The sequence below is a fragment of the Desulfomicrobium orale DSM 12838 genome (assembly GCF_001553625.1).
In the GTDB taxonomy this organism is placed as follows: Bacteria; Desulfobacterota; Desulfovibrionia; order Desulfovibrionales; family Desulfomicrobiaceae; genus Desulfomicrobium; species Desulfomicrobium orale.
Genome location: NZ_CP014230.1, coordinates 2,755,663 through 2,770,055, shown reverse-complemented (window position 1 = coordinate 2,770,055; position 14,393 = coordinate 2,755,663). Strand labels below are relative to the sequence as shown.

Here is a 14,393-nt window from a genome sequence, read left to right as displayed (position 1 = left end):
AAAAACATGAGAAAAGGAAACCGCCCGGAATCTCCGAAGTTTTGTCCCGGAAGTTCCGAACGCCTTTGCCATATCGCTTTCCGTACACTTTACAGCGCCTGGTCCAGATCTTCCAGAATGTCGTCGATATGCTCGATGCCCACGGACAGGCGGATCAGATCCGGGGTGATGCCTCCCGCCTGCTGCTGTCTGGCGTCCAGCTGGGAATGCGTGGTGCTGGCCGGGTGGATGGCCAGAGTCTTGGCGTCGCCCACGTTGGCCAGATGCGAAATGAGCTTCAGTCTGTTGATGAAGGTCCGGCCGGCCTCCAGTCCTCCGGCCACGCCGAAGACCACCATGCCGCCGCAGCCGCGCGGGAACATGTCTCTGGCCAGCGGATACGAGGGGTCGCTTGGCAGGCCGGGATAGCGCACCCAGGACACCTTGGGATGGCGGGACAGAAATTCGGCCACGGCCAGGGCGTTCTCGCTGTGGCGTTCCATGCGCAGGGGCAGGGTTTCCAGACCCTGCAGGAACAGCCAGCAGTTGTCCGGGCTCATGCAGGCGCCGAGATTGCGCAGGGGCACCAGCCGCATGCGCATGATGAAGGCCAGATGGTTCAGATCGCCCAGATCGCGGGCGTAGCGCAGGCCGTGGTAGGAATGGTCCGGCTCGTTGTAGAGGGCGAATTTCGGATCGGTCCAGTCGAAGCTGCCGCCGTCGATCACCGCTCCGCCGATAATGGTGCCGTATCCGCCCATCCATTTGGTCAGGGAGTGAATCACGATGTCCGCTCCGTGCTCCAGGGGCCGGAACAGGTACGGCGTGGTGAAGGTGCCGTCCACCACCAGAGGCAGGCCGTGTTCGTGGGCGATTTGGGCCAGCTCCCTGACATTGACCACGTCCAGGGCCGGATTGCCGATGGCTTCCGTGAAAATGAGCCGGGTCTTGTCCGTGATGGCCGCGCGTACGGCATCCGCATTGTGGATGTCCACGAAGCGGGTGGTGATGCCCGCGTCGGGCAGGATGTAGGCGAACATGGTGTGGGTGCCGCCGTACAGATTGGTGGACGAGATCATTTCATCGCCCTGACGGCAGATGTTGATGACCGTGTAATGGATGGCCGCGGTGCCCGAAGACAGAGCCAGCGCGCCTTTGCCGCCTTCCAGCGCGGCCAGCCGGGTTTCCAGGGCCTCCTGGGTCGGGTTGCTGATGCGGGAGTAAATATGTCCCGCCTCGCGCAGGGCGAAGAGATCGGCGGCGTGGTCCGTGTCCCGGAACTGGTAGGCCGCGGTACGGTGTACGGGAACGGCGCGGGAGCCCGTGGCGTCGGGTGTGCAGCCGCTGTGCACGGCCTGGGTTTCAAATCGCATGTGTGCCCTCCAAAACTGTTGAACGTGAATTTCGCGTAAATGCCGCGTCGGGGCCGTGTCCGTATTCGGCCCGCCGGGCAGTGCCGCCGGGGCGCAAAATAAAGGCCCTATCCGCTCTGTGTCCCGGAAATCATGAATATTCCGTAGGAGGCCGCCAGATTCGGCCAGAACCGCACTTCCCGCAGGCCGCCTCCGGCGGACGGGTTCACGGCCAGGGACCGCCGCACCGTGAAGGGCACGGCCCGCGAGTAGCGCCGGAAGTCCTCCAGACTGAGCACACGGATGTTGGGCGTGTCGTACCAGTGAAACGGCAGTTCCCTGGTGACGGGCACGTGCCCGGAGCAGAGCATCTGCAATCTGATCCGCCAGTAGCAGAAATTGGGGAAACTGACGATGCCGAGCCTGCCCACCCGCAGCATCTGCCGGATCAGTTCCGTGGGCGCGTATGCCTGTTGCAGGGTCTGGCTGACCACCACATAGTCGAAGGCGTTGTCCGGAAAACCGGTCAGCTCCTGATTGATGTCTCCATGTATCACGGACAGCCCCTGGGCTATGGCCGCGACGACCTCTTCCTCGTCGTGTTCTATGCCCAGTCCGCGCACGTTTTTGGCATCGCGCAGCACGCGCAGTAGCCGCCCGTCGCCGCAGCCCAGATCCAGCACCCGCGAGCCCGGCTCGATCCACGAGGCCACGATGCGCAGGTCAAAGCGAAGTTCCGCGCCTGTGTCAGCGTGCATGGAGTCCTCCCAGAAAGCCGCCGATGGCCGTCTCCAGATGCGTGCCGGGGAGCAGAAAGGCGTCGTGTCCCCAGGCCGCCGTGATCTCGCAGAAGGTCGCGTCCCGCCCCAGTTGCTTCAGCACCTCCACCACCTGCCGGGACTGATAGGTGGGGTAGAGCCAGTCCGAGGTGAAGGAAACCAGCAGAAAGCGGGCTTTTGTCCGCCCCAGAGCCTGTCGGGCCGGGCTGTCGGAATTGGTCAGATCCAGATCGAAGTAGTCGGCGGCCTTGGTCACGTAAAGGAAGGCGTTGGCGTCGAAGCGTTCCACGAATTTCTTGCCCTGATGGTGCAGGTAGCTTTCCACTTGGAATTCCGTTTCGAAGTTGAAGGCGAAGCCGCCGCCGTGGCGCAGTTCGCGGCCGAACTTCACGTGCATGGACTCGTCCGAAAGATAGGTGATGTGTCCGATCATGCGGGCCACGGCCAGCCCCAGATCGGGCCGCTGGGCGTCGTAGTAGTCGCCGCCGTTCCAGTGCGGGTCGCTCATGATGGACTGCCGCGCCACTTCGTTGAAGGCGATGGCCTGGGGCGAGTGGCGGCTGGTGGTGGCCAGGGCCAGCACGCCGTCCATCATGTCCGGATAGCTGGCCGCCCATTGCAGGGCCTGCATGCCCCCGAGAGAGCCGCCGATCACGGCCAGCAGATGCTCGATGCCCAGGTGGCGGAGCAGTTCCCGCTGGGCCCGGACCATGTCGGCGATGGTCACCAGCGGAAAATCGAGCCCCCAGTAGCCACCCGTGGCCGGATTGAGGGACGCCGGGCCGGAAGAGCCCATGCAGCTGCCCAGCACGTTGGAGCAGATCACGAAATAGCGGTCCGTGTCGATGGGCTTGCCCGGGCCGACGTAATCTTCCCACCAGCCGGGCTTGTCCTCGTCCGAATGGTATCCGGCCACGTGGGCGTCGCCGGTCAGGGCGTGGCAGATGAGCACCGCGTTGGAGCGGTCGGCGTTGAGGGCGCCGTATGTCTCGTAGGCCAGGGTTACGGGCGACAGAGCCACACCGCTGTCCAGAACCATAGCCTCGGGCTTGTGGCCGAAGGTGAAGAATTGCGTGCGGACCAGGCCCACACTTGCAGTGGTGTTTTTTGTCATATGCGCCCGGATGTACGAACCGGCACGCCTCCGGTCAAGGATGGACCGCCGTTGACAAGGGAAGACGCGGCGGACATGAACCGGAAATCGCGGCGGGCGGGCGCTTCGCCGCACCCGGATCACACCTCCCGGCGGGGCGCACCCGGCCCCGGCCATTCCGCAAGGGTATCATCATGAAGCATCCTCTGAAATATCTGGCGTTTTTTCTTTTGCTGTTCCCGCTGGCCGGATGCCTGGGCGAGCCCTCCGGGGAGGATCTGCGCGCCGCCGTGGAGAGAAGCCTGGATCAGGACGCCGCCTCGCTGACCGAAGCCGGAAAGGTCTTCGGCGAGGCGGGCAAGACCCTGACGGACATGCTGGGCAAAAAGGAACTGCACGGCGTCAGAAAGATCGGCTGCGTTTCGGCCCGAAATGCGCCGGGCTACATCTGCGACGTGGAACTGGACATGACCGTGCCGGTGTCCGGGCGTTCGCGGGAAATCGTCTCCGCCCGCTTTGTCGAAGGCCCGGACGGCTGGATCATGATCAAATGATACAGACCGCGGGAGAATATTTTCATGTCAATTTCACGCCAAGCACAAGGAGCGCATATGAATCTGAAGGACCCTTCCCTGCTGCGCCAAGCCTGCCTGATCGGCGGCCAGTGGACCGAAGCGGACGATAAAAGCGTCATGGCCGTTGCCAACAAGGCTACGGGCGAAACCATCGGCTCCGTGCCCGGTTGCGGCCGGGCGGAAACGGAAAGGGCCATTGCCGCCGCCGGCCGGGCTTTTCCCCGGTGGAGCGCAAAAACGGCCAGAGAGCGCGGCCGTCTGCTGCACGCCTGGCACGACCTGATCGTGGAAAACATCGATGACCTGGCCCTGATTCTGACGTCGGAGCAGGGCAAGCCTCTGGCCGAGGCCAAAGGCGAAATCATGGCCGGATGTTCGTACATCGACTGGTTCGCCGAGGAAGGCCGCCGGGCCTACGGGGAAATCATCCCCACCCCGTGGCCGGGGAAACAGCCTCTGGTCATCCGCCAGCCCGTGGGTGTGGCCGCGGCCATCACGCCGTGGAACTTTCCCAGTTCCATGATCACGCGCAAAGCCGCTCCGGCCCTGGCCGTAGGCTGCCCCATCATCGTCAAGCCCGCTTCGGCCACGCCGTTCTCCGCTCTGGCTTTGGCCGTGCTGGCTGAGCGCGCGGGCATTCCGGCCGGAATTTTCTCCGTCATCACGGGGAGCGCGCGGGAAATCGGCGATGTCCTGTGCCAGAGCCCTCAGGTGCGGGCGCTCAGCTTCACCGGCTCCACTCCCGTGGGCAAGGAGCTCATGGCCCGCTGCGCTCCGACCATGAAAAAGCTCTCTTTCGAGCTGGGCGGCAACGCGCCTTTCATCCTGTTCCGGGACGGCGACATGGACGCGGCCGTGCGTCAGGCCGTGGGATGCAAATTCCGCAACGCCGGGCAGACCTGCATCTGCGTCAACCGCTTTCTGGTTGAGAGCGAAATTCATGACGAGTTCGTCCACCGCCTCAAGGCCGAAGCGGAAAAAATCGTGCTGGGTGACGGCACGAAACCCGGCGTGACCCAGGGGCCGCTCATCGACGCCAAAACTCCCGGCTTCATGCGGGAGCTGCTGGATGACGCCACGGCCAAGGGCGCGGCCATCGTCTGCGGGGGCAAACAGCCCGCTCTGGGCGGCGGCTTTTTCGAGCCCACCGTGGTCACCGGGGTCACGCCGCAGATGCGGCTTTTCCGGGAGGAAATTTTCGGACCCGTGGCGCCCGTGACCATGTTTTCCACCGAGGATGAGGCCGTGGCCCTGGCCAACGACACGTCCTACGGTCTGGCGAGCTATGTCTTCACCCGCGATCTGGCCCGGATGTGGCGGGTGGCTGGCAGGCTGGAATACGGCATGGTCGGCGCCAACGAAACCACCCTGGCCACGGGTGAGACACCCTTCGGCGGCGTGAAGGAAAGCGGCCTGGGCCGCGAGGGTGGCAGACAGGGGCTGGATGAGTATCTGGAGACCAAATACATCCTGCTGGGCGGCCTGGACGGGTAGGGTGGCGGGGTGTTTTTCAGCAGGTTTTTTGAGGCTAGAGACAGAGTGGCTTCATGGCCGAAAGACGCCATGGACATGAGCTAGGGCATATTGCGGAGTAAAGAGGGGATAATTTGACAGGAGTAAGACTACATTGCCGCCGCAGTCGACAAGAGCTCAGGCAGCGTTCTGGAAGAAGACCCCAAGCTGCTCATGTGGTATGATCAGGCGGTGACGTGAACGGGAGGGGAATAATGGCAAAAATAAAAGGTTTTCGCGTAAAAAATTTCAGGGCGTTAAAAGATGTTACACTTGGTCGCCTCTGGGATCAGCAGAAGGAAGAGCCACTCACCCCGATGACAGCCGTCATTGGAAAAAATGGGGTTGGTAAAAGTACGCTGTTTGACGCCTTCGGGTTCCTTGCGGATGCTTTGAAGTCAGGTGTAGAAGAGGCGTGCGACTCTCGCGGCAGGGGAGGTTTTGAGCGTATTCGCACGCAAGGTCAAAAAGGACCTATCGAATTCGAGGTCTATTACAGAGAAGATGGGAATGCCCGGCCCATCACCTATGAAATTGCCATTGATGTTGATAAGTCAGACCGGCCTTATGTTTTGAGAGAGCGACTCAGACAGAGACGAAAAGGCCAGAAGCACGGTCGCCCTTTTTCGTTTCTTTTGTTGGGCAGTGGAAAAGGAGTTGTTTGGAGAGGCTATCAGGTGGCCCGTCAGATTGACGAAGAACAGGGGGACTCTGATTTGTTGGGATTGATGGAGTCCATCAAATCGGGGGAGACCCAAGAAGAATCCAGAGACACCGAGGTTGTCGAGCTTGAGGACATGCGCAAACTCGGGATTGCCACGCTGGGTTCATTGAAACAGCATCCGAGAATCTCCGCGTTCCGCAAATTTATCGAAGGGTGGTACCTCAGCTATTTCACTCCAGACGCGGCCAGGAGCCTACCCCTCGCCGGGCCTCAGAAGCATCTCAATATACATGGAGACAATCTTGGAAACGTTGTGCAATTCATGGAGCGGGAACATCCCAAGCGTTTCCTGGCGATTCTGAACCGGATTGCAGAAAAAATTCCCGGCATCGACAAGATCGATACGGAAAAGACAAACGATGGCCGCTTGCTGCTGCGGTTCAATGACAGAGGTTTTCAAGACCCGTTTTATTCGCAGCAAATGTCGGATGGCACCTTGAAGGTATTCGCGTACCTCCTGTTGCTCGAAGACCCGACACCGCCACCATTTTTATGTATTGAAGAGCCGGAAAATGGCTTATACCACAAACTTCTCGAATCCTTGGCAAAAGAATTCCGTGATCATGCAACAGGCCGTAAAGGAGGCTCTCAGGTTTTCATCACGACTCACCAGCCCTACCTGGTCGATGCCTTGGAACCTGCCGAGGTCTGGATCCTCGAGAAAGGACCAGATGGCTGTTCGGTAATTCGCAGAGCGAGCGATGATGCCATCGTCAAAAACATGGTGGCCGAAGGTTTGCCGCTGGGTGGCCTTTGGTACAGCGATTATCTGGACGCGAGGTGATCGGATGCATTTTGAGATCCTCGTTGAAGACCAGTCCGGCAAGAAAGCGCTCGATATACTTGTTCCGAAAATCATCGGTGATGACCATACGTTCATTGTTCATCCTTATAAAGGCATAGGCCGCATTCCGAAGAACCTCGGCAACAAGGCAGATGCAAGAAAAGGCATCTTGCTTGCCCTGCTCCCCGAGCTTCTCCGTGGATACGGTAAGACTTTCGCCAAATATCCAGCCGATTACCCGGCGGCTGTCATCTTTGTCTGCGACCTTGATGACAAATGCCTCAAAGCGTTCCGCCAAGAGCTTTTCAATATCCTGAACGCCTGCAACCCTCAGCCGGAAACCCGGTTTTGCATTGCCATTGAAGAGGGCGAGGCTTGGTTTCTTGGCGACATCCCAGCAATCAAATCTGCCTACCCAAAAGCAAAAGATGCTGTTTTGAACGCATACAAAAATGATTCCATTTGCGGCACTTGGGAATGTTTGGCAAATGCAGTCTATAAAGGTGGCTCATCCGCACTTTCTGTAAAAGGCTGGCAAGCTGTCGGTGCAGAGAAATCACAGTGGGCTGAAAAGATCACTCCGCACATGGATGTCACAAACAATGCATCCCCAAGTTTTGCTTATTTCCGCCAAAAATTGCTTGAACTTGCTGGAGAACAAACCTGAAGGATTTCTTCTGATAATACAGTATACCGGTTATATAGCATTGCAAGGTTATTGAGACACGCCTTTATAGTGGGACAAGATGCCCGAACGGTTTGTAACTCAGTCTAGATAGGAGCTGGACACATAACGGAGCGTTTGAATTGCAATCTATGGTGGTGGCGATAATCATGGAAAGGCCTTGGCGATGCTGCCTACCTCGTGACTTCTGTCAAGGGACCACTTTTTTTTCAGAAAAATCAGCTTAGAAAGTCTTTCAGATATATTCCTCCAAGGACACGCGCATGAACATTCTGGACATCATCTTCTCCATCATACTCTGCTTTCTGGGCATACGCGGCATTTTCCGCGGGCTGGTCAAGGAAGCGGCTTCTGTTTTCGGGCTGGTTCTGGGTTTTTTTCTGGCAAACTCCTACTACGGACAACTGGCTCCCCACCTGGAATTTCTGTTCGGCCGCGCGGGACTGGCCAGTCTCGCCGCTTATCTGGGCATCTTTCTGGGCACCATGGCCGCCGTTTCGCTCATTGCCGCTCTTATCCGCAAACTTCTGCGGATGATCATGCTGGGCTGGCTGGACATCATCGGCGGCGGGGCTTTGGGCCTTTTCAAGGGTGCGCTGCTGTGCTGCGTGACAGTCATGGCCCTGACCGCCTTTCTGCCGCCCAAGGCCGAGCTTCTGGCCAATTCCCGCCTGCTGCCCTATGTGAACGAGTTTGGTGGGCTTCTCTCCGAGACCCTGCCTCAGGAAATGCGCGACCGTTTCGTGGTCCGCAGCCGCGAACTGCAAAAGGAATGGGAGCGCAGGGTCATGGAACAGCTCAAGGAAAGACGAAGTGATGGAAAAGAGTAATTTCGAGCGGATTGTCGAAGTCATCGAAACCCTGACCGGGCCGGAAGGCTGCCCCTGGGACAAGGAGCAGACGCCCAAATCCCTGTGCGACTATCTGGTGGAGGAATGTTTTGAACTGGTGGACGCCGTCCGCCGGGACAATCCGGAGGAAACCGCCGAAGAGCTGGGTGACGTGCTTTTTCTGCTGCTCTTCATCGGCCGGCTCATGGATCGGGAGCAGCCGGGGTTTCTGGACGCGGCCATGGCCGGGAATGTGGCCAAGATGATCCGCCGCCATCCCCATGTGTACGGCGAAAAGGCCGCCACCGTGCCCGAGGTTGTCGCCAACTGGGAGCGCATCAAGAAAGAGGAAAAGCGGGAGAAAAACCGGGATACGGGAGTGTTCGCCTCCCTGCCGGGCAGCTTGCCGCCGCTTTTGCGGGCCTACCGCATCCACTCCAAGGCCGCCCGCGCCGGGTTCACTTGGGCCACGGACGCCGATCAGGAACGCAAGCTGGCCGAGGAATGGGAGGAATGGCAGACCGCTCTGGCCGGAGGGGACGCGGCGGCCCAGGAAGAAGAGTTCGGGGATTATCTTTTTTCGCTGGTGGAGTACGGCCGCCGTCGGGGCATCAAGGCCAATGCCGCTCTGGCGCTGGCCAACGCCAAATTTCTGGGCCGGTTCGCGGCCATGGAAAAACTGGCCGCCGTGCGCGGGCTGGAACTGGACAGGTTGTCCCTGGCCGAAATGGACGCCCTCTGGGATGAGATCAAGGCTTCGGAAGGCTGATCCTTTTGTGGCTTTCTTGTGAGCCTTGGTGATGCTCTGATCTGTATTGCATGGTTGACGTATACCAAAAAAGATATATTTTTGTCTTGTGAACGGAAAAGAGGTCGTTGCCAAACTGAAAGAAGCGGGTTGGAAAGTTTCCCGCATCGAAGGGAGCCATTACATCATGGAGAAAGAGGGATTACCTCGATGCGTTCCCGTTCCGGTGCATGGCAATAAAGACCTCGGTGCAGGAATTCTTTCGGCGATTCAAAGGCAAAGCGGGGTGAAACTCAAATGAGATTTCTTTATCCGTATACTGTGGAAGCCCAGGAGAATGGCGGATATTTTGTTCAGTTTGTTGATTTGGAGGAAGCTTTCACGGACGGCGCGACGCTGGAGGAGGCGGCCTTCAATGCTTCGGAAGTGCTGACGGGGGTGCTTTCATTCCGCTTGGAGAAAAATGATGTGATTCCTTCTCCTTCTCCAGCCGATGGTTTGCCTGTGGCTGCGCCGCGTGCTTCGGTTCAGTCCGCGATCCTTCTGCGCGAAGCTCGTGGGGAAAGACAATTGTCCGACTTGGCGCGCGCCCTGGAAACTTCATGGGCAGCCGCTCAACGACTGGAGAGCCCTTCCCATTGGCCCAGTTTGAAGCAGCTTGACCGTGCGGCCACGGTTCTTGGTAAACGCCTTGTTCTATCCTTTGAGTGATGCCCAGGCGGAAAGCCTCTTAAAAAAGCACGGACCGTAATGGCTGCCGTGCTTTTTTGCCAAGTAACTTCTGTCTGTAAGAACTGGCCGCGCCAATCAGGCTGTTTTACGCAGAACCTGGCGGCCGTCACTGCCACATGGGCTGAGCTCGGATATCCCGCGAAGGCGCATTCAGGCCGTCTTCCGCTCGATGACCGCGAAAATCTCCCGCAGTACGCCTTCCACATCGGCCTTGCCCGTGTCGATGAGCACCGCATCTTTGGCCGGGCGCAGCGGCGCTACGGAGCGGTTCCGGTCCTGATCGTCGCGGATGCGGATCTGTGCCCGGATGCGTTCCATGTCCTCTTCCATACCCAGAGCCTTCAACTGCTCGAAGCGCCTCTGCACGCGGATGTCGATGGACGCGTCCAGAAAAAACTTGAACCGGGCCTCGGGAAAAACCACGCTGCCCATGTCCCGGCCCTCGGCCACCAGCGATGTGATCCGGCCGATGGCCTGCTGGTTGCGCCGCAGAAAGTCCCGCACCACGGGGATGCGGCCCAGATGCGAGGCCCAAAGTCCGACCTGTTCGGAGCGGATTTCCGGGGAAAGGGGATGTCCGTTCAGCAGAAGCTCCGAATGCCCGCCCACGCCTTCCAGATCGAAATCCAGGCGGTTCAGCTCCGGGACCAGCTGGTCCACGGGTTTTTCCCAGGCTCCTTCTCCGAAGACCAGGGCTACGGAACGGAACATGGCTCCGGTATCCAGATAGGCGATGCCCAGCTTGTCGGCCAGACGCCGGGCCAGCGTGGTCTTGCCCACCCCGGCCGGGCCATCAAGAGTGACGATGGTGATGTCCACGCAGTACCTCCGCTGTTTTTTCCAGAAATTCCCGGTTTTCTTCCGTATTGCCTACACTCACCCGAAGCATTCCGGGCAGGCCGTAACTGTCCAGGGGGCGGATGATGACGCCGCGGCGCAGAAGTTCCTCGAACAGGGTGCGGGCGTCCATGGGCGGGGCGAACATCAGAAAATTGGCCTGGGAGGGATATACTTCACAGCCCAGCGCCGACAATCCTTCGGCGAGCTCCGTCCGGCCCGCGTGCACCACATGCAGGGTTTCGGCCACGAAGGCTTCATCCTCCAGTACGGCCAGCCCGGCCCGTTCGGCCAGAATGTTCACGCTGAAAGGCAGCTTCACCCGCAAGAGCATATCCGCCAGCCATTCGGGCATGATGCCGTAGCCCAGGCGCAGCCCGGCCAGCCCGTACATCTTGGAGAAAGTGCGCAGGATGACCAGATTGGGGATGGAGCTGAAATACGGCAGCACAGAGTATTCGTCCCGGGGCAGGGCGAATTCGATGTACGCCTCGTCCACCACCAGCAGCGTGCGCCGGGGCAGCCTGCGGGCCAGATCGGCCAGGGCGGCGGCCGGGCAGGCGTGTCCGGAAGGATTGTCCGGGTTGGTCACGAAAACCAGGGCCGTGTTTTCGTCGGCCATGTCCGCAAGCCGCTCCAGAGGAAAGGAAAAATCGCCGTTCAGCGGGACCTGCCGGAATTCCACGCCGCACAGCCGGGCCTGTACATCGTAGATGCTGAAGCACGGATCGAAGGCCAGCACATTGTCCACGCCCGGCCGGGCTACCACGCGCAGCAGAAGGTCGATGATCTCATCTGAACCGTTTCCGGCCACCAGAGAGGAAGACGGCACGCCGAGATGTCCGGCCAGGGCCGCACGCAACACCGGCGTTCCGGCCTGGGCGTAGCGGAAGGCCAGGGCCGCGTCGCGCCTGAGGCGTTCCTGAACCAGAGGCGACACACCCAGCGGATTTTCATTGCTGGCCATCTTGATGACTTTCGTAAGACCGTAGCGGTCTTTTATTTCATCGATGGACAGGCCCGGAACATAGGCCTTGAACCCGGCCATTTCCGGCCGCACCGGAATATCGGTCATGCAGGCCCTCCGTTTGTGTTTACGATTTGGCAACTCAGCGCCGCATGCAGGTTTTCCGCCGCCAGGGGGAATTCCTCCACGGCCAGAGTACGCGGATCAAGACAGAAACAGTCATCCTCCACCCGGCCCACGACGGGAATTTCCACCGCCAGAAGCCGCTGCCGCAATTTTTCGGCGGAAATGTTTTCAGCGCGGACCGTAACCAACGTGGTCGGCAAATCCTGCTCCGGAAACGAGCCGCCGCCCACTCTGGACATCCCCGGCCGTGTGCCCACACGGGCCAGACCGTCCAGAGTCTTGGTCAGGCGGGCGCGCAGGGTCCGGGCCTTGCGTCGCAAATCTCCGGCGGAGGCAGTGATCATGTTCAGGGTGGGCACGCGCGACCGGGCCAGTTCCGGGTCCAGATACAGACGTAAGGTTGCCTCCAGGGCGGCCAGGGTCATCTTGTCCACGCGCAGGGCGCGGGTCAGCTGGTTTTTTCTGATGCGCTCCACATACTCCGCGCGGCCCGCGATGATCCCGGCCTGCGGCCCGCCCAGCAGTTTGTCCCCGCTGAAGGAGATCACGTCCACGCCGCTTGCGAGCACCCGCTGCGCCGTGGGTTCGGGCATGAAGCCGTAGGAAGAGAAATCGAACAGATTGCCGCTTCCCAGATCCTCGAAGACGGGAAGCCCCCGCTCGCGGCCTAGGCGCACCAGATCGGAAAGCTCCACTTCCTGATGAAAGCCGATGATCCGGTAGTTGGAGGCGTGCACCTTCATAAGCATGGCCGTGTTCTCGCCAATGGCTTCCTCATAGTCTCGCAGATGGGTGCGGTTGGTGGCTCCCACCTCGCGCAGGATGGCTCCGCTTTTTTTCATTACCTCCGGGATGCGGAACGACCCGCCGATCTCCACCAGCTGGCCTCTGGAGACCACCACCTCCGCGCCCCTGGCCAGGGTATCCAGCACCAGCAGCACGGCGGCGGCGTTGTTGTTCACGGCCAGGGCGGCTTCGGCTCCGGTCAGGCGGCGGAGCAGGTCTTCCACATGGGCGTATCGGGAGCCCCTTCGCCCCGTGGACAGGTCGAACTCCAGATTGGAGTACCGGCGGCCGGCCAGAAGCGCCGCATTCACGGCTTCCTCGGCCAGAATGGAACGGCCCAGATTGGTGTGGATAACCACCCCCGTGGCGTTCAGGACACGCCGGAAACACGGCCGGGCCTCGGCGCGGACAAAGGCTCTGGCGCGGGGCAGAAGCTTCTCCCAGGCCAGGTCTTCTTCCCCGGCCGCGGCGCCCAGGCGGATTTCCTCCCGGCACAGCTCCAGAAAGCGTCCCACCAGTTCCTTCAGGAGGGGCCGGGGCGCGTCTTCATCCTCCAGCGCACGCAGGAGCCGGTCCACAGGGGGAAGATGGCGAAAAAGGGATGACACTGAAGGCTCCTTGATAATGTTCGCAGGCGGTCCGGCCGCACTTCACAACTCCAGACACTCGGGATGCAGCGCGTAATACGCACCCGCCAGATAGAGCGAGCCGCATATCAGGGTTGTTTTCCCCGGCGCGAGGGCTGCGGCCAGGCTGTCCGCCACAGCCGCGCCGGGACCGAAACGCCGGGTCAGTTCCGCCGGATCGCTGGCTCTTTCCAGCGGCAGAGCCGGGATCACCACCTCGTCCGCCAGGGCCCGCAGGCGGGCGAGCATATCATCCGGCACTATTTTGTCCCGCATGCTCTGGAAGACAAGACGCTGGAAATGTCCGCTTTTCCGTTCCAGCGCCTCGCACAGGGCGGCCAGGCCCATGGCGTTGTGCGCGCCGTCCACCAGAACGTGGCCGTGCCGGTGGAAGCGGCCGGGAAAATACGTTCTGGCGAGGGTCACCCTACACCGCTCCGGGTCGGATTTCCAGCCTCGCATCCCGGCCAGGGTATTCCAGGCCAGAAAGGCCAGAGCCGCGTTGTGCGTCTGATACGGCGGATGGCCGGGAAGTGTTTCCGGGGAAATGACCGTATCCGCAAACTCGAATGCGAAGCCTTCGAGGGTTCTGTGGCTTGCGAGATCCTGAAGGGGCCACGCCCGGCCGGCGTGGTCGAACACGCGGCGGACTTCGGCGTTCTGGATGCCCGTCACGGCCGGGCAGCGGCCCAGTGCTCCGCTTTTGTCTCTGGCGATGTCTGGAAGCTCCGGCCCGAGAACATGTTCGTGATCGAGTCCCACGGGAGTCATGACGGTCAGATCGGCGTTCACGGCGCAGGTGGCGTCGTGCGTGCCGCCAAGCCCGGCTTCCAGCACGGCCAGGTCCACCCTTTCGGCCCGGAAAAGATGCAGGGCCATGACCGTGACCAGCTCGAAATAGGTCAGCCCCACGTCGGCACATCTGGCCATGACCGCGTTGGCAGCCTCCACCCAGCATTTTTCCGGCAGCAGCCGCCCGTCCACGCGGATGCGTTCCCGTACCGAAACCAGATGCGGCGAGGTGTAAAGCCCGACACGCAACCCATGTGCCTGTGCCAGAGCCGCCAGGAAGGCCGAAGTGGATCCCTTGCCGTTGGTACCCACCACATGGACCATAGTACTTTCCGGCCGGGTCAGCCTCATTCTGTCCAGTGCCGCGTGCATGCGATCCAGACCGAGGCGCATGGAAAAAAGACCCAGGGAATCCAGATAAACCGTGAAGTGTTCGAAAGACGGGAATTTCATGCTGCCTCCGCGG

General features: G+C 60.5%; 15 protein-coding genes. 8 read left to right on the top strand and 7 right to left on the bottom strand.

All coding sequences use genetic code 11. From position 1 onward, the window contains the following. Nucleotides 1-89 precede the first annotated feature (89 nt). The 3 genes from AXF15_RS13025 to metX all read right to left on the bottom strand — a co-directional run bounded on the left by AXF15_RS13025 (nucleotide 90) and on the right by metX (nucleotide 3,224). A complete protein-coding gene (locus AXF15_RS13025) occupies nucleotides 90-1,352 on the bottom strand; it encodes an O-acetylhomoserine aminocarboxypropyltransferase/cysteine synthase family protein (RefSeq protein WP_066608430.1) in 1,263 nt (420 codons plus the stop codon). A 107-nt stretch (nucleotides 1,353-1,459) separates the two neighbouring features. Then, a complete protein-coding gene (gene metW / locus AXF15_RS13020; RefSeq protein ID WP_066608427.1) occupies nucleotides 1,460-2,089 on the bottom strand; it encodes a methionine biosynthesis protein MetW in 630 nt (209 codons plus the stop codon). Beyond that, nucleotides 2,079-3,224 (bottom strand): homoserine O-acetyltransferase MetX, encoded by a 1,146-nt coding sequence (gene metX / locus AXF15_RS13015; protein WP_066608424.1) that lies wholly within the window; start codon nucleotides 3,222-3,224, stop codon nucleotides 2,079-2,081. Before metX ends, metW begins: the two co-directional genes overlap by 11 nt. Nucleotides 3,225-3,397: 173 nt before the next feature. On the opposite strand from metX, the gene AXF15_RS13010 reads away from it, so the two are divergent. From AXF15_RS13010 to AXF15_RS12980, 8 genes are all read left to right on the top strand, one after another. Continuing rightward, the gene (locus AXF15_RS13010) at nucleotides 3,398-3,757 is read left to right on the top strand and encodes a hypothetical protein (RefSeq protein WP_151192398.1); all 360 of its coding nucleotides are present in this window, start codon (nucleotides 3,398-3,400) and stop codon (nucleotides 3,755-3,757) included. 57 nt (nucleotides 3,758-3,814) lie between these two features. Beyond that, on the top strand, nucleotides 3,815-5,272 hold the full coding sequence (locus AXF15_RS13005) for an NAD-dependent succinate-semialdehyde dehydrogenase (RefSeq protein ID WP_066608414.1): 1,458 nt from the start codon (nucleotides 3,815-3,817) through the stop codon (nucleotides 5,270-5,272). A 233-nt stretch (nucleotides 5,273-5,505) separates the two neighbouring features. Continuing rightward, entirely contained in the window at nucleotides 5,506-6,798 is a 1,293-nt protein-coding gene (locus AXF15_RS13000) for an AAA family ATPase (protein WP_066608411.1), read from the top strand. A gap of 4 nt (nucleotides 6,799-6,802) precedes the next feature. Continuing rightward, on the top strand, nucleotides 6,803-7,465 hold the full coding sequence (locus tag AXF15_RS12995) for a DUF4276 family protein (RefSeq protein WP_066608407.1): 663 nt from the start codon (nucleotides 6,803-6,805) through the stop codon (nucleotides 7,463-7,465). Between the two features lie 281 nt (nucleotides 7,466-7,746). Then, nucleotides 7,747-8,313 carry a CvpA family protein gene (locus tag AXF15_RS12990; RefSeq protein WP_066608404.1) on the top strand — a complete coding sequence of 189 codons (567 nt, stop codon included), beginning with the start codon at nucleotides 7,747-7,749 and terminating at the stop codon, nucleotides 8,311-8,313. Continuing rightward, the gene (gene mazG, locus AXF15_RS12985) at nucleotides 8,300-9,082 is read left to right on the top strand and encodes a nucleoside triphosphate pyrophosphohydrolase (RefSeq protein ID WP_066608398.1); all 783 of its coding nucleotides are present in this window, start codon (nucleotides 8,300-8,302) and stop codon (nucleotides 9,080-9,082) included. Before AXF15_RS12990 ends, mazG begins: the two co-directional genes overlap by 14 nt. An 88-nt stretch (nucleotides 9,083-9,170) precedes the next feature. Further along, nucleotides 9,171-9,362 (top strand): type II toxin-antitoxin system HicA family toxin, encoded by a 192-nt coding sequence (locus tag AXF15_RS13835; RefSeq protein ID WP_083518063.1) that lies wholly within the window; start codon nucleotides 9,171-9,173, stop codon nucleotides 9,360-9,362. Next, a complete protein-coding gene (locus AXF15_RS12980) occupies nucleotides 9,359-9,772 on the top strand; it encodes a type II toxin-antitoxin system HicB family antitoxin (protein ID WP_066608393.1) in 414 nt (137 codons plus the stop codon). The genes AXF15_RS13835 and AXF15_RS12980 overlap by 4 nt, the downstream gene beginning before the upstream one ends. Before the next feature lie 171 nt (nucleotides 9,773-9,943). Here AXF15_RS12980 and cmk read toward each other — a convergent pair whose 3' ends face one another. The 4 genes from cmk to AXF15_RS12960 are packed head-to-tail and all read right to left on the bottom strand — an operon-like array spanning nucleotide 9,944 to nucleotide 14,380. Then, nucleotides 9,944-10,612, bottom strand: a complete 669-nt coding sequence (gene cmk, locus AXF15_RS12975) for a (d)CMP kinase (RefSeq protein ID WP_066608391.1) — start codon at nucleotides 10,610-10,612, stop codon at nucleotides 9,944-9,946. Then, a complete protein-coding gene (gene hisC, locus AXF15_RS12970; protein WP_066608389.1) occupies nucleotides 10,587-11,705 on the bottom strand; it encodes a histidinol-phosphate transaminase in 1,119 nt (372 codons plus the stop codon). The genes cmk and hisC overlap by 26 nt, the downstream gene beginning before the upstream one ends. Next, the gene (gene selA, locus AXF15_RS12965) at nucleotides 11,702-13,117 is read right to left on the bottom strand and encodes an L-seryl-tRNA(Sec) selenium transferase (protein ID WP_066608387.1); all 1,416 of its coding nucleotides are present in this window, start codon (nucleotides 13,115-13,117) and stop codon (nucleotides 11,702-11,704) included. The genes hisC and selA overlap by 4 nt, the downstream gene beginning before the upstream one ends. A gap of 42 nt (nucleotides 13,118-13,159) precedes the next feature. Continuing rightward, nucleotides 13,160-14,380, bottom strand: a complete 1,221-nt coding sequence (locus tag AXF15_RS12960; RefSeq protein ID WP_066608384.1) for a bifunctional folylpolyglutamate synthase/dihydrofolate synthase — start codon at nucleotides 14,378-14,380, stop codon at nucleotides 13,160-13,162. Nucleotides 14,381-14,393: the final 13 nt, after the last annotated feature.